Source organism: Gluconobacter sp. GP1, assembly GCF_032913585.1.
In the GTDB taxonomy this organism is placed as follows: domain Bacteria; phylum Pseudomonadota; class Alphaproteobacteria; order Acetobacterales; family Acetobacteraceae; genus Gluconobacter; species Gluconobacter cerinus.
On record NZ_JASGXC010000002.1, the window covers coordinates 502,102 to 526,348 of the forward strand.

A 24,247-nucleotide genomic window follows, 5' to 3' on the forward strand; every position below is an offset into this window, starting at 1 on the left:
GCTCGCTGCGGTATTCCTTGGCAGGGACCGACTACGCGATCATGACTTATCAGGCCTTCGACTCTACCCCCGCTCTTTCCAATAGACGGATCGGCGCATCCTTTATTTTACTGGCACTGTTTGCTGGTCTTCTGGGTGGGTCGTTGGCTCTGCCATTCCTTCAGATTCATCCGACTGCCGGGCAGGCTTTCTGCCACGGCATTCTGATGGCTTTCTTTGTAATCTGCCCGGCTGCGCTCGGTGGATTCGGCCAGTGGCTACTCCCCGCTGAACTTGGGACAGACAGAACAACCCTTCCAGCTCTGACACTGACGGGCTTCTGTTTTCTGTCATCCGGCGTTGTGTTTCTTCCAATCCAGCCAATCATTGCACTCGCGCTTTGGGCTGTCGGGGTTTTCGCGGTCGCTCTGGATGTAATCACGACTTTTCTTGAAGGACGTGTTCTTCAGTTCCGGAAGCTTTCCCCACTGGCCTGGTCCATGCTTGCTACGGCATCAGGTGTGACGATTGTTGCGCCTGTTCTTGCTGCAATCATGACGCGGATGATGATCAACGGGGCTCCGGCCAATGCGGCCCATGAACTGGTCAGTCTGCTTCATCTTCCAGAAACATCCCTGATGCTGACGCCAGCTCTGGGGCTGGTCTGCTATCTGCTGTCGTCGAGCCGGAATAAGCCGGGACTGGCTGACCGGCTGGCCCCGTATGCTTTTGGCGTGATGGCCGTCGTTGGTCCGCTCTTCTGGATGGACGGCCTCTTCGGTGGTGTGCCTGCGGCAGTGCAGGGAAGCCTCGTGGTGTTGACGCAGCTTGTACCGTCAGTCCTGCTGGTGACTGCGCTTTGCATTGACGTCTGGAAGCAGCGGCAGGAACTGGACGGAACGACGCTTTGGGCGTTGGGCAGCGTGATCCTTTTCTCAGCGGGTTGGATTGCAGAGTTCATGCCGGGTCATGGAACAGATCATTCAGCCGCGGCGTTTGGTGGCATCATGGCTCTCTGTGGTGGTTTCTATGCCTGGATGATGCGTGTGCTCCCCGATAATATTCCGTCTCCACTGAGCCGTATGCATGCAGGCCTGACCTTTGTGGGGGCTCTTTGCTCTCTGACCCCTGCGCTGATGGTGCTCGGAGAAGGCCTGATGGGCCTTAGCCTGCTGACATTCGGCATACTCGGACTTTTCCTGATCAAGGAGACCGGGCGCGCCCGGGCCAAAGCATGAGTGAAGCAACACCCCTAGCCCCCTCGGGGCTTTTTTCAGTTCTGGGCGATAATGGAGACTCGTCGCTCAAGGACTGGCTGGCTCTGCTGAAGCCGCGGGTTATTTCTCTTGTGGTGTTTACGGGCGCTACGGGCATGGCTGTGGCTCCACAGTGGCCGTCCATCCCCATTGGTCTCATTACCATCCTGTGCATCTGTATCGGTGCTGGCGCCGCCGGTGCGATCAATATGTGGTACGACCGCGATATCGACGCAGTTATGCGCCGAACCAATGTACGCCCGATCCCTGATGGCAGAATGCCAGCGGATAGCGCGCTGGTTTATGGTATCGCGCTGTCCGTGCTGTCTGTTGTCGTGCTGTGGCTTGCCACAAATGTGCTTGCCGCAGGTATTCTGGCGTTCTCGATCTTTTTCTACAGCGTTGTGTACACGATGTGGCTCAAGCGGAGTACGCCGCAGAACATCGTGATCGGGGGCGCCGCCGGGGCGTTTCCTCCAATGATCGGCTGGGCAGCGACCATGAATTCCATGGCAGTTCTGCCCGTTGCCATGTTCGCCATTGTGTTCCTCTGGACGCCACCGCACTTCTGGTCTCTGTCGCTCTACGCGTGCAAGGATTACGACAAAGCGGGGATCCCGATGCTGCCGGTCGTCAAAGGCGCCCGGCATACACGCTGGCAGATCCTTCTTTATACATTCATCCTCACGGCCGTTTCACTGTGGCCATCTTTCGCGCATGAATGCGGAATGTTTTACACAGTGACGACAAGCTTGCTGGATCTGGGCTTTATCGTGTGTGCCGTGCGTGTGCTGATGGACCAGCAGGATGCAACGGGCGTAAGCCTGACAAAAGACAAGCCAGCGCGCTTCGCTTTCCGATACTCGCTGGCTTATCTGTTTTTTCTATTTTGTGGTCTTCTGGTGGATCGGGTTCTGCTGTCATGAAAACAACGATGCCTGATCTCGCAGCGAAACGGCGTCAGAGCCGTATCGTCGGAATTGCAGGAGGGGTCATTACCCTCGCTGCAATTTTCTATGTGATTACACTGATCCGTTTCTAAGAACGGACTTTCAGCCAGCCTGCTGGATGGCTGAAAGGATCCAGTTTCCGCGCCCGTCTGCGCGGACAAACGTCCAGAGTTCCGTAACGGTTACGGGCTCTGTTGAGCTTCCATCAATTACATTGCCAAACGAGTCGGTTGTGACGTCCGTCATGGAATAACGCATGGCAACCGTCGCATAGGTCAGGTTGCGTTCACGCCAGGCTTCAGACAGATCGCCACGCTGGAACTTAACATTGGAGACAATGTTACGTGCGCCACGGCTGGCGAGATCAGAAAGCTGTTCGTTGAAGTATCCAGCCATTTCCGGTGTGGTCATGCTGGAAAGCGCACGTGTGTTCTGTGCACTCCAGGCTGCCTGGATATCAAGGAGGAGGCGCTGGAAGCTGGTATAATCGTCGTTGCTCAACGTAACGGGCGCGCTTCCTCCAGCCGCACTGAACGGAGCACTGCCAGACATCCCGTTTGCTGCCATCTTGCGACGATTAAACAGCCGAAGAACGAACATAATCAGGGCACCAATCACGAATACCTGGAACAAAAATCCAAGGAATGACGTGCCGCCGTTCATGCCCCCGAAGAACCCGTGCCCACTCAGCATTCCGAATAGACCAGCGCCCAGCAGGCCTCCTGCAAAACCTGTCATGAACGGATGGCGGTTTGGAAAGGATGGGCGATAACCCGGCGTCATGGGTGCCATCGGACGAGGAGCGGTCTGTGCGCCATAGTTGGACTGCGGCGCCATGGTCCGGTCCATTGGGCGTGTCCAGCTCGGCGTGATGGATGTCCGTGGAGGCGCACTCCAGGTGCGTGAACCACGGCTCCCCATAGAGGCACCGCCACCCGGACGGGCATCGGCGGAACCCAGCACGCAAAGCAGCGCACAGGCGACGGAGAAAAGACGAAAATTACGCATCAAAGTCCTGCAATGCTCATGCCATCAATCCGGATGCTCGGCGCATTCACGCTGCTCCGGAAGGAAAGATCGCTGGCTGGAACCATACGGGAGAACATGTCCCGAAGATTTCCGGCAATCGTGAGTTCCGCCACGGGCTCAGCAAGCTCGCCGTTACGGATCATGAAGCCGGAAGCCCCTCGGCTGTAATCACCCGTCAGCATATTGATGGATGATCCCATGAGTTCCGTGACCAGTATCCCTTCCTTTATATCGGAACGCAGATCCCCTGCGGAAAGATCACCTGGTTCAAGATGAAGATTTGTCACACTTGGGCTCGGTGGACCTGAAACGCCTCTGCTTGCGCGCCCGTTGGACCGCAGGTCAAGCTGACGGGCACTTCTGGAATCCAGCAGCCATGTGGTGAGAACGCCGTCCGAAATCAGATCCAGAGCTGTCGCAGGGCAGCCTTCACCGTCGAAGGGGCGCGAGCCTGCACCACGAATACGGCGAGGGTCGTCACGGACTGTCAGGCCAGCGGACAGAATACGTGTCCCCATGGCTTCTTTCAGGAATGACGTGCCTCTCGCAACGGATGCGCCATTGATGGCACTCGCCAGATGACCCAACAGGCTGGAGGAAACCCGCGGATCATAAATGATGCTGTATGTGCCAGTCTTCGGACGAGAGGGGTTCACGCGCGAGACAGCACGTTCTCCTGCCTCGCGGCCGATAAGGGCAGGTGCGTCCAGATCTTCCAAATGGACGGTGCCGTGATGAGCATAGTCCCGCTGCATCAGAGCGCCATCACCGGCCAGTACGCTGGCGCTGATGGAGTGCCCTGTACGGCTGTAACGCCCCATGAAGCCCGCAGACGTGCCAAGCGCAATAACTGTGCGACCATGTCCGGCAGAAGCGCCGTTCGTGTTGGTAACACCAGACACGGCCAAGGCAGCGTCTTCCGCTTCTCGCGCGCGCGCCAAGAGCGCGTCCATGTGCGGTGCTGCCGTGTCTTCCAGATCCAGACCGGACGCATCAAAATGTCCAACCATGCTGTCAGGCGCAAGACCGCCAAAGCGATCTTCTGGCACGACGAGCGCCATGGCACAGGCCTGTTCTGCTAGGCGATCAAACTCGGCTTCATCCAGAACGCTGGTTGACACTGACGCGGCCTTTTGGCCCCGGAAAACACGGAGGCCCAGCGCGACACTTTCAGAGCGCTCTATGCCTTCAGGGACGCCTTTCCGAACCATCGCGGATTCGGATTCATTTCTGATGAACACGGCATCAGCGTGATCGGCACCATGTCGTTTGGCAGCGGCGAGGAGGGCCTCAATGGGCGTAGTGGTCATGCAGCAAGCCTCGCAGTGATGTCTTCAATGGCAGGCACATTCTTCACTGGCCCGATAGCCGTGAAAGTTGGAGTGCCTGCAAAGATGGTCTTCGCAACCCGTAGGATGTCAGCTTCCGTTACGGCATCAATTTTGCCGACTGTCTCCGTGACAGGAACGGGGCGGCCATGAACCTGGATCTGGCGTGCCAGCTGTTCGCACCGGCTACCCGTGCTCTCCAGAGACATGAGCAGGGATGATTTGAGCTGCGCACGGGCACGCGAAAGCTCTTCAGGTGTTAGGCCGTCCTGAAGGCGCTTGAGCTCGTCAATCATGACCGGCACCAGCTCAGCTACCTCGGCTTCGCCCGTTCCCGCATAAAGTCCGAACAGACCACTGTCGCTGAATGGGGAGGCAAACGAATAGACGCTGTAAACCAACCCGCGACGTTCGCGAATTTCCTGAAAGAGTCGCGAAGACATGCCGCCGCCCAACAGGGTGGACAGGATCATGACAGCGTAATGATCAGGGTGGTGATAGCTGACGGATGGAAAGCCCATCACCAGGTGGGCCTGATCAAGTTCGCGCGTGGTGCGGATGTCACCCCCGGCATAGTCCGCATTGCGGGGCGTTGGGGTCTGATGAGTGGGAAGGTCGGCGAAGTGCTCTTTCACGAGATCCACGACCTGCTGGTGATGCAGGTTGCCGGCCGCGGCAATCGTGATGTTACGCGTGGTGTAATGTTCACGCATGTAGCCCATCAGCGTCTCACGCGTCATGCCTGAAACGAGCTCTTCCGTCCCTAGCGTCGGGCGGCCCATCGGTTGCGCCGGGAAGGCGCATTCCTGGAAGTGATCGAAAATAATGTCATCTGGTGTATCGTTGGCCTGACCGATTTCCTGAAGGATGACACCACGCTCACGCTCGATTTCAGCATCCAGAAAAGTGCTGTGCGTAAGAATGTCCCCGATAATGTCTACACCAAGCGTCAGATCCTCCTTGAGGAGCTTGACGTAATACGCGGTGGTTTCCCGCGCAGTGTAAGCATTGATATGACCACCGACATTCTCGATTTCTTCGGCAATACGGGCTGCGGACCGTCTTTCTGTGCCTTTGAAGGCCATATGCTCGAGAAAGTGGGAGACGCCGTTGTTTTCGGCAGTTTCGTCGCGTGTGCCGATCGAAACATAGGCGCCGAAGGATACGGTCTCAACGCGTTCCATGCGTTCCGTGATGATGGTCAGACCGTTGTCGAGCGTGGTGACTTCAATCGTATCAGGCATGAGTTTCCGTAAAATCATAAAAAGACAGGCTCCCTGAGATGGGGAGCCTGTAGGAAGGAACAAGCCTGTCAGTGGCGGCGGATATGGCTGCGAACCGCATCCTGAATACCGGCGAGCTGACTGCTCATGGTGTCATAGCGCTCTGGGCGCTCGAAAAGATCAGCGAGGTGAGGCGGCAGAGCAGCCTTGATTCCAGTCGCTGCGAAAACAGCATCCGGGAATTTGGCAGGATGTGCAGTGGCTGCCGCAACCATCGGAATGCCTGGCTCCTGGAAGCGCTTGCCGACTGCCAGGCCGATCGCCGTATGGGGATCCGCCAGATAGAGGCTTTCGCTGTAGAAGTGACGCATGGCTTCGCTGGTCTGCTCATCACTGAGCGTCATGCCGTCAAAGACGTCTTTCATGCGCGTCCACGCATCGTGAGGTACGGCCATTCGGCCAGTTTCACGGAATTCTTTCATGATCGCAGCACAACGCGTCGGGTTGCGGTCCAGAAGTTCGAACAGCAGACGTTCGAAATTGGACGAGACCTGAATGTCCATGGACGGCGAGAGGCTTGGCTCCACCGTACGGACGCTCATATCGTTTTCAATCAGGAAGCGCGTGAGAATGTCATTGCGGTTCGACCCAATGCACAGGCGACGGATGGGGAGGCCCATCTGGCGTGCGGCCCAGGCTGCCAGCACATTGCCGAAATTTCCGGTCGGAACGGAGAAAGACACTTCGCGGTCTGGTGCGCCCAGTGCCAGTGCTGCCCGGACGTAATACGGGATCTGAGCGGCGATACGGGCCCAGTTGATGGAGTTGACGGCGGAAAGAGAGACTTCGTCGCGGAACGTCGTGTCTGCGAAGAGAGCCTTTACCATGTCCTGACAGGTATCGAAGTCACCCTCGACGGCAATGTTCAGGATATTGTCGTCCGGAACCGTCGTCATCTGGCGGCGCTGAACTTCTGACGTCCGGCCTTTTGGGTGAAGAATGACGACGGACAGGCGCTCGCGGCCACGGCAGGCTTCGATGGCAGCCGAGCCAGTGTCACCGGATGTTGCGCCGACGATCGTAACTTTCTGGTTCCGCTGGGTCAGGACATGATCGAACAGGCGGCCGAGCATCTGCATCGCCATATCTTTGAAGGCGAGCGTAGGGCCATGGAACAGTTCAAGTGAGAAAAGGTCCTGCTCCACCTCGCAAAGTGGCGCGATGGCGGCGTGATCAAAGCCCGCATAGGCGTCCCGGGCCATGTCGCGAAGAGTATCGCGGTCAATGGCGCCTTCGGAAAACAGGGAAATGACTTCGGCAGTCAGATCCGCGTAGGAGAGCGTGCGCCATTCACGGAACGTCTGGGCGCTGATTTTTGGCCAGCTCTCCGGCATGTAGAGACCACCGTCTCCAGCAAGGCCGGCAAGGAGGATGTCGGAGAAGTTGGGTGCGTCGGCGGTCAGGTCGCCGCGAGTAGATCGGTAGCGCATGGGAAGTTTATATCACGACCTTCTATGGCAAGGCGATGCGAAGAATGTGCGGTTTTCCATCTTCTGATGTCAGAACGGCAACCTGATGGCCGTCAGAAACCGCCAGTGCTCCAGCCTCGAGAAGGCGAGTATCCCGGATGAGGATCAGAGGATTGCGTTCGCTGCCGAACTGAAGGAGAGCGCCATCCGTAAGGTCAGACATGTAGAAGACGTTTTCAGGGCTTAGGGTGATGCCGCCGAGGCTCGGCGTATCGCGCCATTCTACAATGCCATCAAGCTGCTCAACGGGCGTGAAAGCCGGATCTGTCAGGAGGGAGGCGTCAATCCGATACAGGGGGCCGCAGGCGGGCATGTAAAACAGCCATTGTCCCTTGGCGTCGAGCGCCAGAAGCCGAACATTTCCGCCAGTCAGAGGGTGCCCGTCCGGCCCGTTGGTAATTTGTGCGTTGCGCGTGAACGGTCTGCGTCCTGTGACGGAAGGATCATAGGGCAGAAAGCGCTGTGCTTTACCGTCCCTCAGGGAAACGACAACGAGGGCCGGTTTTCCTTCATCCGTCACATAGGCAAAGCTGCCATGGACCTGAAGTGCCGTGAGATTGCTGCCTTTCAGCGTTCCACCGACGAAGGGGACCTCTCCAAGGGGCTTTCCATCCACAGAGAGATGAACAAGCTTAGCCTGAGGCGACACTGTCAGGCCCCAGTAATCCGATCCTGCCTGCGTCAGAAATGCGAGGGGTGGGATTTGTTCCTGCTCAGCGGCATCAATCGGAAACGGATGAGTGTGATTTTGGGAATCGAGTAAAACAGGGCGACCCTCTTCACTCAAAGCCAGGAAAGTGTCTGCGCTATGTGGAAGCAAGGAGCCAAGCTGAACACGATCAAGCGCAGCATCAGCAACAATCTGTGCTGACTGCGGAGCATCTTTCCACGGATGGTCTGCATAAGCAGGTGAAGAGAACAGACCAGCAGCGCCCAGAAGGGCGCTCGCGACGGAATATAAAAACCGGCTTTTCATAGCTCCAGACATCGGCCCGTCCAGAAAATTTCGCAAGCCTCAAACAGGACTAATAATCCAGCGTGGCTTCTCGCTCTGTTTTTTCTTCTCGGGTTTTCGAAGAAAGAATGCGGGCTGCATGACGTTGTACGGGCGACAGTGCCGGTCGTGGGTTGGACAGCCAGGGAGCGTGCTCATGCTCAACCGGGAAAAGCACGGCTGCATGCATAAGCAACGCCGCATCTACAGTCATACACTCAATGGACCAGCGTTGGTCGGGCATCCGGGCAATGTAATGACCGGATGCCGTTTGTCTGATTTCAATAGGGAACGTGCGCGTGGTCATACCCTGGCGCACAGTTGCATAAACCAGGCCCGGAACGCTGCCTGTCCGTTGTTCAAGATGCATGGTCAGACGCCTCTGGCTAGTCTTGTTACAAGACGTTATGACGCCCAGAGTCTGAAAACTTCGTTAACGCCTCATGGTGTTTCTTTGGGGCGTCTTGCCGAAATCTTCTTGAAGGAATGGATTTTCAGGGCATTTGGCCGCATCACTGACGGATGACAGGTCATTACAAGCCAGATCCGACGCGTTTTGCTTTTGACTGCTTCGCCAGAGGCGACCTCGCGAGCGCCGAAAAATCCTTTCGTGACATCCTGGCTCATGACCCTGCGCAACCTGATGCGTGGCACGGCATGGCCTGTCTGGCTCGTGCTCGCGGGCAGAATGCGACAGCTATCGCGATGGCGGGACGGGCTTTGCAGGCTGGTGGTCTTCCAGCATCAAGATCAGCGCGTGTTCATATCACATTGGGGTTGGCACTCGCTGCAGAGGGCCACTTTGAACCCGCACGTGCGGCGCTCTCCGTAGCGCGAACATTGCAACCAGCTGACCCGCGCGCCCATGCCGCGAGTGCTGAAGTCTTTTTGCTTCTGGGGCAACGTAAAGCGGCCTGTGAAGCTCTGGAGGAAGCGTGCGCCCTTGCGCGAGACGATGTCGAATATCTCACAAGGCTTGGTGAAATCTATCTGCAGGATGGGCGTCCGGATAAGGCACTTTCCTGTTTTGACAGAGTGACGAAGCGTGCGCCGCTCGATGGGCGTGGTTGGGCTAATTTCGGAGCGGCGTTTTTTGAAAGCAGGCTTTTAGAGTCAGCCCTGCAGGCTTTGGAAAAGGCATGTGAGTTGGGAGTCCGAACCGGAGCAACCCTGAATAGTCTCGGCTTGGTTCAGATGGCTCTTGGGAACTTGCCGGAAGCACGCCGAAGCTTGGAAGAAGCACTAGGTTTTGCTCCCGAGGATGCCCGGATTGCCAATAATCTTGGAACGGTTCTGATGGAGATGGGCGAGGAAGAGACAGCCAAGCGGCTTTTTTCGGTTATCGCTTATCGGACGTCTGGTTACGAGCAAGCTCAGGCTCGCTTTAATCACGCGACTATTTTGTTGGGAGAAGGCGAATTTTCGGAAGGCTGGCAGGAATTTGAAAGTCGATATCGCCTTCTAAACACGCCGCAGTCTTCTCCAGTGTGGGACGGCTCCGAGGGTGAATTACCGATTGCCGTGACGGCAGAGCAGGGTCTGGGAGATAGCATCCAGTTTCTGAGGTTTCTGCCTTTAGCCGCCACCAGACGACCTCTCCGACTGCATGTGCCAGTGGCTGCGTTAGTAAGCCGGATGCCTACGATGGACCATGCTCGGATTTTGGAACCAGAAGGACCTGTCGCAGGAGAAATCAGTCTTCTGAGCTTACCATTTGTTCTGGGGCTGATGGGCCAGGGAGGAACAGCGCCCTATCTGGAGTCCGCGTCGATCCCGCAGCCGCGGGTTGTTGGACTCTGCTGGGCGGGAAATCCGTCTTACAGGTTTGATCGGCGTCGCTCTCTAAACTTGGAATGGCTGGAGCCGCTGCAACGTGTTGAGGGCGTTCGTTTTGTATCCCTTCAGCAGGGAAATTGCCCGGAATGGATGGAAAAGGTCTCTCTCGAAACACCCGAAGAGCTTGCGGACGCCGTAGGGCGGTGCTCGCTTGTTATTAGTGTGGATACTGCGGTGGCACACATGGCCGGTGCCATGGGGCGCTCGCTTTGGCTGTTGAATCGCCGAGGCGGTGACTGGCGCTGGAAAACAACTCCCTGGTACCAGAATGTGCAGCAGTTCAGGCCGGAAGGCTTCCTGCCAGAAGCATGGCCACCCGTTGTGAAACAGGTGGCCGAAAACCTCAGGGAGTGGGCGCAGCAACAGCCTTCTTGACGGTTTGTGGCGTCAGGGAAGCAAGGAGTGTCTCACGTATATGGGCCAGGCGCGTTGGATCTGTGATCTTCATGCCGAGAAGGTCACGAACATAGAAAACGTCCACAGCCCGCATTCCATAGGTGGTAATGTGAGCAGAGGAAATCTGAAGCGACTGCTCGCTCAGCGTCGTTGTGATGTCATGGAGCAGGCCAGATCTGTCACGACCGTTGATCTCGATGACGGTGTGCCGGTCCGAAGCGGTATTATCGATCACTACACGGGGTGGAACGTGAATAGCGCGCATCCGGCGGGAAGCTCCGCGATGACGCGCCTCCGCGATACCCTTCTTCAGGTCAAGGCGACCGGACAGGGCCTGCTCAACCAGATGATTAAGACGCCCAAGCTGGTGAGGATCTTCAAAGGAACATCCATCAGCGTCCTGAACCCAGAAAGTATCCAGAGCCATGCCATCGCTGAGGGTATGGATGCGGGCATCCACGATGGATGCGCCTGCGACAGCAAGGGCGCCAGCAATCTGTGAGAACAGTCCTGGATGGTCAGCACAAAGCACGGTCAGCTCTGTCACGCCGCGTTCCGGGATTGGATAAGCCTCGACCGTGACCGGTGAGCGATATCGGTCCGAATCGTGGATCATGCGTGCATGGCGCATGTGGGTATCGGTGTCGAAACCGAGCCAGTAGCTGGGATATCCGAGAGCCAGAAAGTGCTCGATACTGCTTTCTGGCAGCAGTGAGCTCAGACCATCCCGGGCCAATTCACGAGCATGTGTGACGCGGCCGTCCTGCTCCGTTGCGGCCAGTCCGCCTTCCAGAACTTCTGCTACACGGGAAAACAGCTCACGTAGAAGCGTGGCTTTCCAGGCATTCCAGACTTTGGGGCTGACGGCGCGCATGTCCGCGATTGTCAGGAGGAGGAGAAGGCGTAGGCGTTCCGGAGACTGAATGGTGTCTGCGAGATCAAGGATCGTCCGGGGATCATCAATGTCTCTGGTGAATGCTGTCTGGGACAGCAGCAGATGATGCAAAACGAGCCACGAAACTGTCTCTGTCTCTTCAGGGTCCAGACCCAGTTGTGGGCAGATGGTGAGGGCCAGATCCGCCCCGAGTTCCGAATGATCGCCGCCACGGCCCTTGGCAATGTCATGGAGAAGGACCGCGACATACAGGGCCCGGCGTGAGCGCAGATCCTTGGCAAGCCCATAAGCCAGCGGGATCTCATCCGCCATATGACCCGCTTCGATCTGGCCCATCATACGGACGGCTTCGATGATGTGCTCGTCCACCGTATAGATGTGATAGCTGTCAAACTGCATCTGGCCGACAACGCGTGACCAGTCCGGAAGCAGGCGACCGAGCAGGCCGGTTTCGTTCAGAATGGGAAGCCAGAACGGAACGGTCTTTGTCTCATCCGCACTCGGTTCACAGAGCAGATTAAGAAAGATCTGCGCTGTTTCCGGATCATCCCGCAGTTCAACGGCATGCCGTTCGTTGCGGATCAGCTGCTGAATGGCAAGTGGGTGCAGTTCCAGATCATGCCGGCGCGCGCAGTCCAGCATTCGGAACATGTCACGCGGGTTCTTTGCAAACGTGACCGGATCAACAGGGCAGAGACGTCCGGCAATACGTTCGAAGCCTTCTGGCCCCGGGAGTGCTTCCGGATGAGTGTCGCTGGCCTGATCCTGCAGGCGCATCAGCACGATCGGCTGAAGAACATGCGTCAGGCGCATGACGTCACGTGCCGTCAGGAAGTAGTGTCGCATGAAGCGTTCGACACCGCGCTGACGTCCGTGCGTGGCATATCCCATCCGGCCACCGATGACGGGCTGGACGTCAAAGGTGAGTCGCTCTTCCGCGCGGCCGGTGATGTAGTGAAGGTGCAGGCGAACCGTCCAGAAAAAATCCCACGCACGCCGGGCGCGGTGGGTTTCACGGTTGGTCAGGAGGCCAAAGGAAATAAAGGATGGTGTCGGGACGGCTTCGGCCGGGGCCGTGCTCTGGTCTGGCGTTGTAATGGCGCAGCCAAGAGCAGCACGGCCCATCCAGTTCAGCGTTTGAAGATCACGGAGGCCGCCGCGGCCTTCCTTGATGTTCGGCTCAACCATGTAGGGGTTGTCGCCAAACCGGCGATGGCGCAGCTCACGTTCTTCAATCTTGCCACGGACGAAATCGCACAGCGTGTCGTTCTGGAGGTCCGCGCCAAGGGCTGAGCGGAGATTACGGGCGAGCGTCCGATCACCATAAAGGGGGCGCAGGTCCAGAAGGGCCGTGCGGATGGTCAGATCTTCGGCCACGTCCTTGATGCAGGCACTGATGGAGCGCGTCGCATGACCGACTCGGAGGCCAAGATCCCAGAGGGCATAGAGAATGAACTCAATGCGTGTGGTCAGGGCCGGAGACGCATCTTCCGGAATGAGAAACAGGATATCGATATCGCTGAAGGGGGCGAGAAGGCCCGCTCCATAGCCGCCGGTGGCACACAGACAGAGTGGCTCTTCGGAGGACGCATTGTCCTGCGCGGCAGAAAGATCAGCCAGTGCACAGACAACGCTGTCGGCCTGAGCCGCGAGCGCGCGCGCTGCATCAATCCCCGAGATCAGGCGCTTTTCGAACCTGATGCGGATATCTGCATGGCCATTGCCAAGATGACGACGAAGGATGGAGAGGACGTCATCTCGGGACGTCAGCCCCTGTGCGGCGGCAGTCTGAAGAGCTGTTTGCAGCGACGGGGTCATGGCTTTGCGGTCAGACAGGGTCGTATCCGTATCGTCAGCGAAAGGGGAGGGAAGACTTTCGCCCCAGAAACCAGCACTTTTCAAGTCCTGTCTCCTGTAGCGAGGCGTTTAAGATCATATAGCGCGGCTAGCGCCTCTCGGGGAGAGAGATCATCAGGGTTGATGGTCGTGAGTGCATCGAGGGCCGGAGAGTGCAGAACCTGTGGCTCCGGGGCGTCTTCTGATGCGTCTGCAACGGCTTCGAACAATGGCAGAGAAGAGCGGGCTTCAGCCTGTTCACGTTCGAATGTGCTGAGAAGCCGGGAAGCACGGTTCACCACCGATTGCGGAATCCCGGCCAGTTTGGCCACATGCAGGCCCCAGCTCTTACGGGCTGAGCCAGGGCGGACTTCATGCTGGAAAATGACTTCGCCGCGCCACTCTTTGACGGCCATAGTGTACGGAGCCAGGCGTGGCAGGAACTCGGTCAGAGCGCCCAGCTCATGAAAATGCGTGGCGAAAATCGTGCGTGAGCCAAGCTGGGTGTGAAGCGCCTCAAGCGTAGCCCAGGCAATAGAGAGGCCGTCCAGCGTTGCCGTTCCACGTCCAATCTCGTCGACGACGACAAGAGACTTGGGACCAGCCTGATTGAGAATGGCAGCGGTTTCAGTCATTTCCACCATGAAGGTGGAGCGCCCACGCGCCAGATCGTCTGCACCACCCACACGGGAAAATAGCCGGTCCACAACACCAATACGGGCACTTTTCGCCGGAACCGGCAGCCCGGCCTGCGCCATGATCACGGCAAGCGCAGTCTGACGGAGGAATGTGGATTTACCAGCCATATTCGGGCCAGTGAGAAGCATGGCGCGGTGTTCTGGGGGAAGAGCGCAGTCATTGGGAATGAAGCGTGCGTCCGCGCTGCCGGTTTCTGTGAGGGCGGCTTCGACAACGGGATGTCGGCAAGCGACAAGCTCGAAATCGGTATCGTCCGTGACCGTTGGGCGGCACCACGATCCTCCCTCTGCCAGAATTGCGCAGGATCGTAAGACGTCTGTCAGGGCAAGATATTCTGCGACTTCGTCCAGCGCGGGAGTTTCGAGGATGCGGGTGCAGAGCGCTGTGAAAAGGCGGCGCTCCAGCGTGCTCGCTTTGTCTGCTGCCTCGAGAATGGCGCGGTCCAGCGCAGCGAGTTCTTCGGTGGAGAAGCGTGCGAGGCTGGCTGTGCCTTGTCGGAAAGAAAGCTCAGGTCGCTCTTTCAGCTTCGCCCCGGCTGCAACAGGGACCTCGATGACGTAACCCAGCTGGGCATGATGGCGGATCTTAAGATTGCCGATCCCGTATTCTTCGGAGAGGCGCCCCTGAAGTGCTGCGACGATCCGTCGACTTTCGTCCCGGAGTGTCCGGTATCGATCCAGCTCAGTATCAAATCCGACGGCGATGAAACCACCGTCCTCGATGCGTGCAGGCAATTCTTCCGCAAGCGCAGCTTTCAGCGTGTCTAAAAGGGCATCGGCGCGGCCATAAAGGCCAGCCGTCAGCGTGCGAATCAGAGACGGTGTGCTCTTATCACAGGCCGGCTGGAAAAGGGCTGTCAGATCGTCAGCGGCAATCAGAGTATCGCGAATGGATGCGAGATCGCGCGGTTGGCCACGTCCTGCCGACAGGCGGCCGAGGGCGCGAGCCGGGTCTGGTGTGCGTTTAAGAATATCGCCCAATGCGGCTGCAAAACCCGGGACGGATTGAAGCCACAGCCATGCGTTCTGACGCTCGGTGATGGTGATGGCGTCAGTGAGGGGAGAGGAAATCCACTGAGAGAGCAGGCGGGAGCCTGCTGCTGTGACGGTGCGAGAGATCACACCGAACAGGCTGTATTTCGTCTCCCCATCACGGGTGCGCAGAATATCGAGGCTGGCGCGGGTTGCTGGGTCGATCCCGAGCACGCCGCTGATGCCCTGCGGCATCGGACGCGAGAGTCTGGGAAGGGCTCCGGCCTGACTGCGCTGCACATAGTGAAGTGCCATGGCGCAGGCGATGGCCTGCTCGTCCGGGAAGTCTCCGAGCGCATCAATCTGTGCCACCCCATAGGCACGGGAAATCAGAGTACGGGCGCTATCCAGAGACGGCGGAACAGCGACTGGTGCAAGCCGGCTGGCGTGGTCTGCCGGGATGAGCTCTGGATCTGAAAGAACTTCCGCAGCGTCCAGGCGGGCCATCAGCTCTGGAAGGGCGACTTCAGGCACGGACGTTGTCTCGAACGCGCCTGTAGAAATATCGATCCAGGCTGCGCCAATCATTTTGGAGCGGCGGTCTCCGGAGCGGGCAATAGCCAGAAGCAGATTGGCGCGGCCAGCTTCGAGCAGTTCATCTTCCGTCAGAGTGCCCGGAGTGACGACACGGACGATCGCACGGGGAAGCGGGCCTTTCTGGCCTTTTTGCGGTGCCTGCGTTTGCTCAGCAACAGCAACGCGAAAGCCTCGGCGAATCAGACGAGACAGATAGGCCGGTGCCGCTGCAACCGGAACGCCGCACATGGGAATCGGCTCGCCGTTGTGATTGCCCCGTGCTGTCAGCGCGATATCGAGTGCCATCGCGGCGGCTTGGGCATCTGCGAAGAATAGCTCGTAGAAATCACCCATTCGGAAGAACAGAAGAGCATCTGGCTCCTGATGCTTGAGCGCGAACCATTGCGCCATGGAAGGCGTAGCATTGGCGGCAGAAGGCAGGGGCATGAACGTGCCGATGGGTCCGGTCTCCGGTGGTGAGATATGAGGAGGGGAGGGGAAACTACCGTGTCCCTGCCGGTGTGTGAACCGGCAGGATCAGTGTCTTAGCGTGTGCGTCTTCTGGCGATGCGCGTTTGCAACGCTGCGAGCACGTCACTGAGTTTCAGAACCTTCAGAGCGTCGAGAGAAATGGCGTACACCACGCCTCCAAACACGATCAGTGCGCCCAGCATGCTCAGGCGCCAGATTCCGTGCCAGTTCGGCAGGTCCGGAGCGGCGAATTTCTGTGCTGCGGCAACCCAGAGGGCCATCATGAGGGAGGCGCCGATTATCCGGGCTGAGCGGCTTTTCAATCGTGGGTCAGGCTGGAAGATGCCACGGCGATGCAAAAGCACGGCCAGAATGGCAACGTTCACGACCGCCGCAATCGTGCTGGCTAATGGAGGGCCTACATGAGCCAGTGGCTTGTAGAGCGCCAGATTAAGCGCCAGATTTAATCCCAGGGTAAAGAAACCAATCCGGACCGGAGTGCTGGTATCCCCTTCAGCGAAAAAGCCGGGCGAAAAGACCTTGATGAGTACAAATGCTGGAAGCCCAAGGGCGTAGGCCCGCAGGGACTGGGCGGACTTCAGGGCATCTGCGACCGTGAAGTGACCGTAGCTGAACAGGCCAGCCATGATTGAGGGAGCCAGTGCAATCAGGCCCATCGTTGCGGGAAGGGTCAAAAGCAGAGCGTAATCGAGGGCCCGGTTCAGGCTGGCATGTACGGAAGCGCGGTCGTTGTTGGCCACGTGTCGCGTGAGAAGCGGCAAGAGGGTTGTACCTGCCGCCGCACCAAGAACGCCAAGAGGGAGCTGGTTGATCCGGTCCGCGAAGTACAGAATCGACGGGGAGCCAACGGGCAGTCTGGTGGCAATGATCGTGTCCACCATCAGGTTCATCTGTGTGACACCCGATCCGACGAGACCCGGCCCCATCCGTCGCATCAGACCACGGATATCTTTTGAAAAGCTGGGGCGGACGAGATGCGGCGCGACACCGGCCCGATGAGCGGCCCAGTAGAGGGCACCCAGCTGGACGATGCCCGAAATAACGACACCCCACGCACTGGTCAGCGCAACACTGTGCCAGACATAGGCCCCCAGAAAGATCGCTGCGATGCCGATGATGTTGAAACTCAGATAGGCGGCGGATGCAGCGCTGAATTTTCCCAGACCATTCAGCACACCGGAAACCAGAGCCGCCGCACAGATCATGACCATGTAGGGGAAAGTGATCTGTGTCAGCGTCAGGGCCATCTCAAAACGCTCGCCCTGAAAACCGGGGGCAAGAATCGAGATGATGAGGGGCATGCACAGTTCACAGATGATCGTCAGGATCACCAGCCATGCCACCAGAGCGGACAGAGCCTGCCCCGCAAAACGCAGGGCTGCGGTGCGTCCCTCAGTCTCATACTTGGCGGTGAACATCGGCACGAAGGCTGCGTTGAACGCGCCTTCTCCGAACAGTCGCCGGAACATGTTCGGCAGGCGCAGGGACACCAGATAGGCGTCCTGTGCGGGGCCGGCTCCAAGGAAGGCAGCAAGAAGCTGGTCACGAATCAGGCCCAGAACACGCGAAAGCATGGTCCAGCTGCCAACTGTCAGGAAATTGCGAAGCATTTCCTGTCTCTAGCGTATCCCGCTGACGGGTAACATATCCTCCTGAAGCCAGAAGGAACGATTTTTAGCGAAGAACAGTCTCGCGAGCGTAAAGTTTTTCCGATGGACGCGTCATGGAGGGGCGAACGGCAGCCAGACCGATACAAAGCAGAACAATTTCCAGCGTCAGCATGACGCTCGCCCAGAAGATGCCGGGCAGGCCCAGAAAGCTCGTGACGTGATGTGCGACAGAAGGCGTGAAGGCGCCAAGGGCAGCAACGACCAGAAGCGGCAGAATGGGCCGAAGGAGAGACGCTGTCATGAGAAGTCTCCTGTCATATTCCTGTCATGAGGCTCGCGTTTTTTGATACGCTGCGTCAAGGAAAAAGAGGAAACTCTCGATCCCGTCTGCGTGTTATTTTGTATCATGGTCAAAACCGCATTTTCCTCATCTCCATCAGACACCGCAGAACTCTTACGAAGGCTGGAGCGGCTCAAGCGTCTGGCCTGGGTTCTGAACTCGGCTGTCCGAATTCCCGGGCTTCGCTTGAGAGCAGGTATTGATACGGTCTTGGGGCTCATTCCCGGAGGAGGGCTGGCTCTTGGAACGCTCCTCTCCCTCTATATTGTCTGGGAAGGCCACCGGATGGGGGTGGGAGCAGCAACCGTGCGCAAGATGCTGCTTAATGTCGGCATTGAAGCGGTAGTTGGTGTTGTTCCGCTAATGGGGGACCTGTTCGATACCGTGTTCAAAGCCGACATGCGCAATGTCCGCCTGATTGAAGAGGCGCTGGCCCGGCCGGAAACCGGGGCGTCCTATAATTCAGTGATCGAGAAGAATCCGGCGGACGGCCTCTTCTACCCGTCCGGGCGTCGGTTTTGAGAGCGGTGTGAACCACCGCACGAGATGCCCTTCGCGGTTCACGAGATACTTATAAAAATTCCAGCGGGGGCGGGATAAAAATCCGCCCTCTTTACCCAACCATTTGAAGAGCGGGATGGCATCTGGCCCTTTGACATGGGCTCTGGCCGCCATAGGGAATGAGACCCCGTAATTGCGGTGGCAGAATGTCTTGATCTCTTCTGCTGAGCCCGGCTCCTGCTCTCCAAAATCGTTCGAAGGTACGCCTAGAACGGTCATGCCATCCGGGTAATCGCGCCCATAGAGGGACCACAGATGCTGCAAGCCTTCATACTGGGGGGTAAAGCCGCATTTTGAGGCTGTGTTGACGATCAGGAGTGGCCGACCACGGAACTGGGAAAGATCAATTGTTTCCCCAGACAGCCCAGGCAGGTGGAAATCATAGGCGCAGGTCATGGTTTCTCCCCCTCATTTTCATCTACTGTAATATCATACTGCTAAAGAGGCGAGAGCAGGGCTGGACATGGCGCTGTCATGCAGACAGGTTGTGCAACCGTTCTGTTTTTGAAAGGGAGCTTGCCTTCGTGATCCTGCGCGTCCTGATCGGCATGGCCGGTCTTCTCTGTCTTGGCGCGTTATTTTCCACGAACTGGCGGGCGATCGACTGGAAACTGGTTGCGCGTGCCTTAACCCTTCAGGTGGCTATTGCAGCCGTAATTCTCTGGATTCCCGCCGGGGCACATGGGCTCCACATGATTTCCGGGGCCGTGACGAAGGTCTTGTCTTACGGGGATCAGGGAAGTGCCTTCCTTTTCGGTGGTCTTGTAGGTCCGAAAATGGACACGGTTTTCGGGGATGGAGGATTTATCTTCGCCCTCAAGGTTCTGCCTGAAATCGTGTATGTCGCGGCGCTTCTGGGGCTGATGCAGCACTGGGGTGTGCTTCAGTTCCTGTCGCGCGTCATCGGTGGCGCTCTCGCGAAAATTCTTGGCACCACGCAGCTGGAATCTTTTTCAGCCGTTCTGACCATTTTCCTTGGCCAGAGTGAAATGCCGATTGCGCTCCAGACCTGCTTGGCCGGCCTCTCTATTGGAGAGCTTGCGACGGTTCTGTGTAGCGGGACGTCATCCATCGCAGGCTCGGTTTTGGCAGGTTATGCGTCGCTAGGCGTTCCGATGGAGAACCTGCTCGCTGCGTCTGCAATGGCTATTCCGGGTGGCCTGCTGTTTTCACGTGTTCTGTTTCCCGGCCCGAGGCATGTCAGCACGGAAATTGCCGGGGCGGATCATGGCCACCACAGCATGTTTGAGGCCTTGGCCGAAGGTGCCATGAATGGTGCCAAAATCGCGGTTGCAGTCGGGGCGGTTCTGATTGCCTTTGTTGGCATTATTGCCCTGACAGATGGTCTTCTGGCGATGGTCGGGCTGTCTCTCGCGCAAATCCTCGGTTACGTTTTTGCGCCCTTCGCGTGGCTCATGGGCGTGCCGTGGTCTGAGTGTGTGGTGGCGGGTGGATTGCTCGGCCAGAAAATCGCTTTCAACGAGTTCGTCGCCTACGTGAATCTTTCTCCCATGATTCACGCGCATGTCCTGTCGCATCGAACCATCACGATCCTGTCTTTCGCACTGTGTGGGTTTGCGAATATTTCCACCATCGGCATTTTGATTGGTGCGTTTGGGAGTGCGGAGCCGCGCAGGCGGACGGATGTTTCGAAACTGGCGGTTCGCGCCGTGGTAGCCGGTACGCTTTCCAACGCCATGAGCGCTGTGATCGCCGGGCTGTTCGTCTGAAAAGCCGATTATTCCAGCGTCGGAGGTCGGTCCAGCAGCAGCGTTCTGGCCTCTTCCAGTGTAAGTTTTTCTGAAAGCAGATGGGTGATCGTCTCAAGGATCGGAACGTGCACGCCCATCTTTTGAGCGAGCGCTACAAGCGCCGGCGCGGTCAAAACGCCCTCTGCAACCGTTGTACGGGAAGCGAGGATTTCTGATAGGGGGCGACCCTCTCCGAGTTCGATACCGAGACTGTAGTTTCGTGAGCCCCGCCCAGTACAGGTCAGGATCAGGTCTCCAACGCCAGATAGGCCCGCCAAAGTGGCAGCACGTCCCCCCAAGGCTTCAGCCAAGCGCGCAATCTCTGCGACAGCCCGGGTGATAAGGGCTGCACGGCCATTTTCGCCCAGGCCTGCTCCGATCACGATACCCGCGCCGATTGCCACAACGTTTTTTGCTGCTCCGGCAAGCTGCACACCAGCAATGTCGTCACTGGCATAGAGACGAAACGATGACGAGTTGAGGATACTGGTGAGATGTTTTGCCAGTGTCAGATCTGTGCTGGCCAATGTCGCCGCTGCCGGAAGGCCTTTTGCAATTTCAATGGCGAAGTTTGGCCCGGAGAGAACGGCAGTTGGCCGATCAGGCATCGTTTCGGCAAGTACGGTAAGTGGCAGAAGCGAGGTCGCCTGTTCCAGGCCTTTGCAGCACGTCACGACCGACACACCTGGAGCGAGAACACCTTCCAGTGCGACGGATACGGATCGGGCAGTCTGAACAGGCACAACCAGCAGCACAACGTCCGCATGTGTTGGGAAAACGCCTGTAACGGTAACCGCATCAGGAAGCTGAATACCGGGCAATCGAGGAAGCTCCCGGACGCCCTCAGGAACTGGAGTTCGCATCCAGAGTGTAACGCGTGCTCCGGTACGGGCCGCGGCACATGCGAGAGCCGTTCCCCAGGCGCCTGCGCCGATGACTGCGATATGGCGCCCGTTCATGTTCATTCCTCTACCAGACGTTCGATATGCACCTGCATGTCGTCTTCCGGGTCATCCGTCGCAAGCCCCAGCTTCAACGCATTCAGGACACGAGCGGCATCCTCTTCAAAGCCGAAAGGAGCATTCACGACCAGCATTCCGCATCCATTCAGGCGAGACGGATCCAACGCCGGGCGCAGAAGAAATTCACATGCCAGAATGTCGCGAATGCCTGCATCCTTCAGGGCGTTGTAAAAGGCCCGAACCGGGGTGCGGTGCTTGATGGGATACCAAACCGCGACAATGCCTGCGCGAAAGCGATTGCGGATCAGCGAGATCGCCTCAGCACATTGCGTAAAGTCGTCCAGCTTCTCAAATGGCGGATCAATCAGAACCAGACCACGCTTCAGATCTTTAGGGGGGAGAAGCGCGCGTAGAGCTTCATAACCGTTGCGATGATGAATGGAGACCTGCGGATCATCCCGGAAAAGGCGACGTAAGGGACGAACGTCTTCTGGGTGAAGTTCGCAGGCTACAAGCTGGTCCTGGGGGCGCAGCGCATGGCGAGCGAGGGCCGGTGATCCCGGATAAAGGCCGAGGTCGCGCACGGCGGACAGATAATCCTGAAGAGCGGGATCTTCCGAGTCCAGAAGTCGGCCGATCCCGCTTTTCCATTCGCCGGTTTTCTGGGCTTCTTCAGAAGACAGGTCATACTGTCCGCAGCCTGCATGTGTATCGAGAACACAAAATCCCGCAGGTTTGCGCGCGAGGGACTTCAGAAGCACCAGAAGGATCGCGTGTTTCATGCAATCCGCAAAATTTCCGGCGTGGTAGGCGTGTCTGTAGTTCACGGGAGACAGGTTCCGGCTATGGAATCAGGAAGGGCTATGAGCGGGCTGACGTTCCGCAAGAGGCCAGCGTGGGCGGGCCGCGACATCTATTTCGTTGGGATGCTCACCGGCATGGAGGCGCTCAAGGGCTGCCCAGCCGATCATGACCGCATTGTCCGTGCAGAGGCGCAGCGGAGGAGCGATAAATGGGATACCATGGCGGTCTGCAACAGCTTCCAGTGCGCCGCGAAGGGGCCGGTTCGCAGCCACACCACCTGCGACGACGAGTGCAGTCGTGTGAGGCGCAATTGCAAGCGCATGTTCCGCACGGTCTGCCATGACATCTGCCACAGCCTGCTGGAAGGATGCGGCGACGTCGGCAGCGAACTGGCGCGGAAGAGCGCCTGATCCCGAGGGCTCAATCAGGCGGCTGACTGCTGTTTTCAGGCCGGAAAAAGAAAAATCGCAGCCTTCACGCCCTTTAAGCGGGCGGGGAAGCGCAAAAGCATCAGCGCTGCCTTCCTGTGCCAGTTTTTCAAGAGCAGGCCCACCCGGCCAGCCAAGACCAAGCATTTTGGCAACTTTGTCGAAGGCCTCGCCGGCGGCGTCATCAATGGTGCCACCAAGGCGCACGTACTGGCCTGTCTGTTCCACGGAAATGCACTGACAATGACCGCCTGAGACCAGCATCGTCAGGAAGGGAAACTGAAGATCGGCCTCAAGCGACGGCAGTCGAGCCGTCAGGACGTGCCCTTCAATGTGATTGACTGCAATGAAAGGTCGACCCAGTGCGAGAGCCAGCCCTTTTGCATAGGAACTGCCCACAATAAGCCCACCAATCAGGCCCGGGCCAGTCGTTCCTGCGAAGGTATCAATGTCCTGCAAGGTGAGGGCGGCCTTGTCGAGCACGGACTGGACAAGGGCGGGCAGGGCATCAAGATGAGCTCGTGCTGCAATTTCCGGTACGACGCCACCAAGAATGGCGTGATCGTTCTGGGAAAGAACACCTTCAGCGAGAATGGTGCCGTCATAGGCCAGAATAGCGCAAGCGGTATCGTCGCAGGACGTTTCGATCGCCAGAAGGGGGCGGGATGCAGCAGGGTCAGACATGGCATGCATTATGACCGAGTCTCTCATATCATGACAGCCCCGCCTGAATGAGCTACAGGTGCGGTCCATGAATGCTTCCGTCCTGTCTTCCGACGCCCTTCAAAAGGTCGCGGCGGAAGCCGTCCGCCGATCTCATGCCGCCAGCCCGTCCGGCCAGCGCAAACTCCCACTTAGAGTGGGCTCGCGCGCGTCGCCGCTGGCGCTGTGGCAAACGCGGACGTTCCTGACACGTCTGACCCGTTTTTGTCCGGTCCTGCGTGACATGGGAGCATTCCAGGAACATCAGATCAGCACTGAAGGTGATCGTAACCTCAGCCAGCGTCTGGCGGAAATTGGTGGCAAGGGCCTGTTTGCCAAGGAAATCCACGAAGCTCTTGTAGCGGGCCGGATCGACTTCGCAGTTCATAGCCTCAAGGATCTCGAAACCAATCTCCCTCCCGGTCTTGTCCTGGCGTGCACGCTGAAGCGTGAAGACGCCCGCGATGCCATTATCCTGCGTGACCGGTCCACCAAAGTTGACCCAGCTGATCCGTATGCCTCTCTGCCAGAGGGCGCTTTGATCGGTTGTGCGTCCGTCCGTCGGCAGGCGCAGATGCTGAGCCGTCGCCCGGATCTTCGGTTTGGTTTGTTGCGAGGCAACGTTCAGACGCGTCTCGACAAGTTGCAGGCGGGTGCTTGTGATGCCACGCTTCTGGCCCTTGCGGGACTACGGCGTCTTGGGATGGAAGATCGTGTCGATATCGTTCTTGAGCCGGACCAGATGCTTCCAGCCGCAGGGCAGGGTATCGTCGGTGTGACAGTCCGCGAGAGTGACACGGAGCTGCGTGAGCTTCTCTCTGCCATCGAAGACCCGGAAGCCCGGGCTGTTTCGACTGCGGAGCGTGCTTTGCTGGCCGAGCTTGACGGCTCTTGCCGAACACCAATTGGCGGATATGCCAGAATTGAAGCTGGCGTTCTGAAACTGACAGGTATGGTTGCGAGCGAAGACGGAACGTTCTTGATCCGCCGTGAAATCACTGGTGCGCCACTTGAGGCCGCCCGGATGGGAACGGAACTGGCAGACGAGCTGCGCCGCAATACGCCTGCTGCAATTTTTGCCGAGATGACACGCGCCTGAT

At 58.1% G+C, this 24,247-nt stretch carries 20 protein-coding genes; 6 read left to right on the plus strand and 14 right to left on the minus strand.

Annotation, left to right across the window (positions count from 1 at the left end; translation table 11 throughout):
• Nucleotides 1-41: 41 nt before the first annotated feature.
• On the plus strand, nucleotides 42-1,217 hold the full coding sequence (locus R5H23_RS06900) for a cbb3-type cytochrome c oxidase subunit I (protein WP_317214911.1): 1,176 nt from the start codon (nucleotides 42-44) through the stop codon (nucleotides 1,215-1,217).
• Nucleotides 1,214-2,161, plus strand: a complete 948-nt coding sequence (locus R5H23_RS06905) for a heme o synthase (RefSeq protein ID WP_317214912.1) — start codon at nucleotides 1,214-1,216, stop codon at nucleotides 2,159-2,161. Before R5H23_RS06900 ends, R5H23_RS06905 begins: the two co-directional genes overlap by 4 nt.
• A 126-nt stretch (nucleotides 2,162-2,287) precedes the next feature.
• Here R5H23_RS06905 and R5H23_RS06910 read toward each other — a convergent pair whose 3' ends face one another.
• From R5H23_RS06910 to R5H23_RS06935, 6 genes are all read right to left on the minus strand, one after another.
• On the minus strand, nucleotides 2,288-3,193 hold the full coding sequence (locus tag R5H23_RS06910) for a TIM44-like domain-containing protein (protein WP_317214913.1): 906 nt from the start codon (nucleotides 3,191-3,193) through the stop codon (nucleotides 2,288-2,290).
• The gene (locus R5H23_RS06915; protein WP_211513171.1) at nucleotides 3,193-4,524 is read right to left on the minus strand and encodes a TldD/PmbA family protein; all 1,332 of its coding nucleotides are present in this window, start codon (nucleotides 4,522-4,524) and stop codon (nucleotides 3,193-3,195) included. Before R5H23_RS06915 ends, R5H23_RS06910 begins: the two co-directional genes overlap by 1 nt.
• Nucleotides 4,521-5,786, minus strand: coding sequence for a pitrilysin family protein (locus R5H23_RS06920; protein WP_064273984.1), 1,266 nt, complete (start codon nucleotides 5,784-5,786; stop codon nucleotides 4,521-4,523). The genes R5H23_RS06915 and R5H23_RS06920 overlap by 4 nt, the downstream gene beginning before the upstream one ends.
• Before the next feature lie 68 nt (nucleotides 5,787-5,854).
• Nucleotides 5,855-7,255, minus strand: coding sequence for a threonine synthase (gene thrC / locus R5H23_RS06925; protein WP_317214914.1), 1,401 nt, complete (start codon nucleotides 7,253-7,255; stop codon nucleotides 5,855-5,857).
• Between the two features lie 22 nt (nucleotides 7,256-7,277).
• Nucleotides 7,278-8,270 carry a hypothetical protein gene (locus R5H23_RS06930; RefSeq protein WP_317214915.1) on the minus strand — a complete coding sequence of 331 codons (993 nt, stop codon included), beginning with the start codon at nucleotides 8,268-8,270 and terminating at the stop codon, nucleotides 7,278-7,280.
• 49 nt (nucleotides 8,271-8,319) lie between these two features.
• Nucleotides 8,320-8,658, minus strand: a complete 339-nt coding sequence (locus R5H23_RS06935) for a hypothetical protein (RefSeq protein WP_233126245.1) — start codon at nucleotides 8,656-8,658, stop codon at nucleotides 8,320-8,322.
• 152 nt (nucleotides 8,659-8,810) lie between these two features.
• Between R5H23_RS06935 and R5H23_RS06940 the strand changes: the two genes are divergently transcribed.
• Nucleotides 8,811-10,499, plus strand: a complete 1,689-nt coding sequence (locus R5H23_RS06940) for a tetratricopeptide repeat protein (RefSeq protein ID WP_317214916.1) — start codon at nucleotides 8,811-8,813, stop codon at nucleotides 10,497-10,499.
• On the opposite strand, the gene R5H23_RS06945 is transcribed toward R5H23_RS06940, so the two are convergent.
• The 4 genes from R5H23_RS06945 to R5H23_RS06960 form a co-directional block, all read right to left on the minus strand.
• On the minus strand, nucleotides 10,468-13,317 hold the full coding sequence (locus R5H23_RS06945; RefSeq protein WP_064273988.1) for a [protein-PII] uridylyltransferase: 2,850 nt from the start codon (nucleotides 13,315-13,317) through the stop codon (nucleotides 10,468-10,470). The genes R5H23_RS06940 and R5H23_RS06945 overlap by 32 nt on opposite strands.
• A complete protein-coding gene (gene mutS, locus R5H23_RS06950) occupies nucleotides 13,314-15,944 on the minus strand; it encodes a DNA mismatch repair protein MutS (RefSeq protein ID WP_317214917.1) in 2,631 nt (876 codons plus the stop codon). The genes R5H23_RS06945 and mutS overlap by 4 nt, the downstream gene beginning before the upstream one ends.
• A 98-nt stretch (nucleotides 15,945-16,042) precedes the next feature.
• Nucleotides 16,043-17,599 (minus strand): murein biosynthesis integral membrane protein MurJ, encoded by a 1,557-nt coding sequence (gene murJ / locus R5H23_RS06955; protein WP_203548525.1) that lies wholly within the window; start codon nucleotides 17,597-17,599, stop codon nucleotides 16,043-16,045.
• A 64-nt stretch (nucleotides 17,600-17,663) separates the two neighbouring features.
• A complete protein-coding gene (locus tag R5H23_RS06960) occupies nucleotides 17,664-17,900 on the minus strand; it encodes a hypothetical protein (RefSeq protein ID WP_046899673.1) in 237 nt (78 codons plus the stop codon).
• Between the two features lie 105 nt (nucleotides 17,901-18,005).
• Here R5H23_RS06960 and R5H23_RS06965 point away from each other — a divergent pair, with 105 nt between their 5' ends.
• Complete coding sequence (locus R5H23_RS06965) at nucleotides 18,006-18,461, plus strand: DUF4112 domain-containing protein (RefSeq protein ID WP_317214918.1); 456 nt, start codon at nucleotides 18,006-18,008, stop codon at nucleotides 18,459-18,461.
• Here the strand turns inward: R5H23_RS06965 and R5H23_RS06970 are convergent.
• Nucleotides 18,402-18,896 (minus strand): glutathione peroxidase, encoded by a 495-nt coding sequence (locus tag R5H23_RS06970; protein ID WP_083956279.1) that lies wholly within the window; start codon nucleotides 18,894-18,896, stop codon nucleotides 18,402-18,404. The two genes, R5H23_RS06965 and R5H23_RS06970, sit on opposite strands and share 60 nt — an antisense overlap.
• Before the next feature lie 89 nt (nucleotides 18,897-18,985).
• Between R5H23_RS06970 and R5H23_RS06975 the strand changes: the two genes are divergently transcribed.
• Complete coding sequence (locus R5H23_RS06975) at nucleotides 18,986-20,230, plus strand: nucleoside transporter C-terminal domain-containing protein (protein ID WP_317214919.1); 1,245 nt, start codon at nucleotides 18,986-18,988, stop codon at nucleotides 20,228-20,230.
• A gap of 8 nt (nucleotides 20,231-20,238) precedes the next feature.
• On the opposite strand, the gene R5H23_RS06980 is transcribed toward R5H23_RS06975, so the two are convergent.
• From R5H23_RS06980 to tsaD, 3 genes are read right to left on the minus strand one after another with little or no spacing between them, the layout of a single operon-like run.
• A complete protein-coding gene (locus tag R5H23_RS06980) occupies nucleotides 20,239-21,216 on the minus strand; it encodes an NAD(P)H-dependent glycerol-3-phosphate dehydrogenase (RefSeq protein WP_317214920.1) in 978 nt (325 codons plus the stop codon).
• Complete coding sequence (locus R5H23_RS06985) at nucleotides 21,213-22,040, minus strand: 23S rRNA (adenine(2030)-N(6))-methyltransferase RlmJ (protein ID WP_064273992.1); 828 nt, start codon at nucleotides 22,038-22,040, stop codon at nucleotides 21,213-21,215. Before R5H23_RS06985 ends, R5H23_RS06980 begins: the two co-directional genes overlap by 4 nt.
• A 24-nt stretch (nucleotides 22,041-22,064) precedes the next feature.
• Entirely contained in the window at nucleotides 22,065-23,138 is a 1,074-nt protein-coding gene (tsaD, locus tag R5H23_RS06990) for a tRNA (adenosine(37)-N6)-threonylcarbamoyltransferase complex transferase subunit TsaD (protein ID WP_317214921.1), read from the minus strand.
• 58 nt (nucleotides 23,139-23,196) lie between these two features.
• Here tsaD and hemC point away from each other — a divergent pair, with 58 nt between their 5' ends.
• The gene (gene hemC / locus R5H23_RS06995; protein ID WP_064273994.1) at nucleotides 23,197-24,246 is read left to right on the plus strand and encodes a hydroxymethylbilane synthase; all 1,050 of its coding nucleotides are present in this window, start codon (nucleotides 23,197-23,199) and stop codon (nucleotides 24,244-24,246) included.
• The last annotated feature ends 1 nt before the right edge of the window (nucleotide 24,247 follow it).

Bases quoted from the DNA above. Each gene is read 5' to 3' on its own strand.
- R5H23_RS06900 (WP_317214911.1), top strand. From the start codon at position 42: ATGACTTATCAGGCCTTCGACTCTACCCCCGCTCTTTCCAATAGACGG.
- R5H23_RS06905 (WP_317214912.1), top strand. From the start codon at position 1,214: ATGAGTGAAGCAACACCCCTAGCCCCCTCGGGGCTTTTTTCAGTTCTG.
- R5H23_RS06910 (WP_317214913.1), bottom strand. From the start codon at position 3,193: ATGCGTAATTTTCGTCTTTTCTCCGTCGCCTGTGCGCTGCTTTGCGTG.
- R5H23_RS06915 (WP_211513171.1), bottom strand. From the start codon at position 4,524: ATGACCACTACGCCCATTGAGGCCCTCCTCGCCGCTGCCAAACGACAT.
- R5H23_RS06920 (WP_064273984.1), bottom strand. From the start codon at position 5,786: ATGCCTGATACGATTGAAGTCACCACGCTCGACAACGGTCTGACCATC.
- thrC (WP_317214914.1), bottom strand. From the start codon at position 7,255: ATGCGCTACCGATCTACTCGCGGCGACCTGACCGCCGACGCACCCAAC.
- R5H23_RS06930 (WP_317214915.1), bottom strand. From the start codon at position 8,270: ATGAAAAGCCGGTTTTTATATTCCGTCGCGAGCGCCCTTCTGGGCGCT.
- R5H23_RS06935 (WP_233126245.1), bottom strand. From the start codon at position 8,658: ATGCATCTTGAACAACGGACAGGCAGCGTTCCGGGCCTGGTTTATGCA.
- R5H23_RS06940 (WP_317214916.1), top strand. From the start codon at position 8,811: ATGACAGGTCATTACAAGCCAGATCCGACGCGTTTTGCTTTTGACTGC.
- mutS (WP_317214917.1), bottom strand. From the start codon at position 15,944: ATGCCCCTGCCTTCTGCCGCCAATGCTACGCCTTCCATGGCGCAATGG.
- murJ (WP_203548525.1), bottom strand. From the start codon at position 17,599: ATGCTTCGCAATTTCCTGACAGTTGGCAGCTGGACCATGCTTTCGCGT.
- R5H23_RS06960 (WP_046899673.1), bottom strand. From the start codon at position 17,900: ATGACAGCGTCTCTCCTTCGGCCCATTCTGCCGCTTCTGGTCGTTGCT.
- R5H23_RS06965 (WP_317214918.1), top strand. From the start codon at position 18,006: ATGGTCAAAACCGCATTTTCCTCATCTCCATCAGACACCGCAGAACTC.
- R5H23_RS06970 (WP_083956279.1), bottom strand. From the start codon at position 18,896: ATGACCTGCGCCTATGATTTCCACCTGCCTGGGCTGTCTGGGGAAACA.
- R5H23_RS06980 (WP_317214920.1), bottom strand. From the start codon at position 21,216: ATGAACATGAACGGGCGCCATATCGCAGTCATCGGCGCAGGCGCCTGG.
- tsaD (WP_317214921.1), bottom strand. From the start codon at position 23,138: ATGCATGCCATGTCTGACCCTGCTGCATCCCGCCCCCTTCTGGCGATC.
- hemC (WP_064273994.1), top strand. From the start codon at position 23,197: ATGAATGCTTCCGTCCTGTCTTCCGACGCCCTTCAAAAGGTCGCGGCG.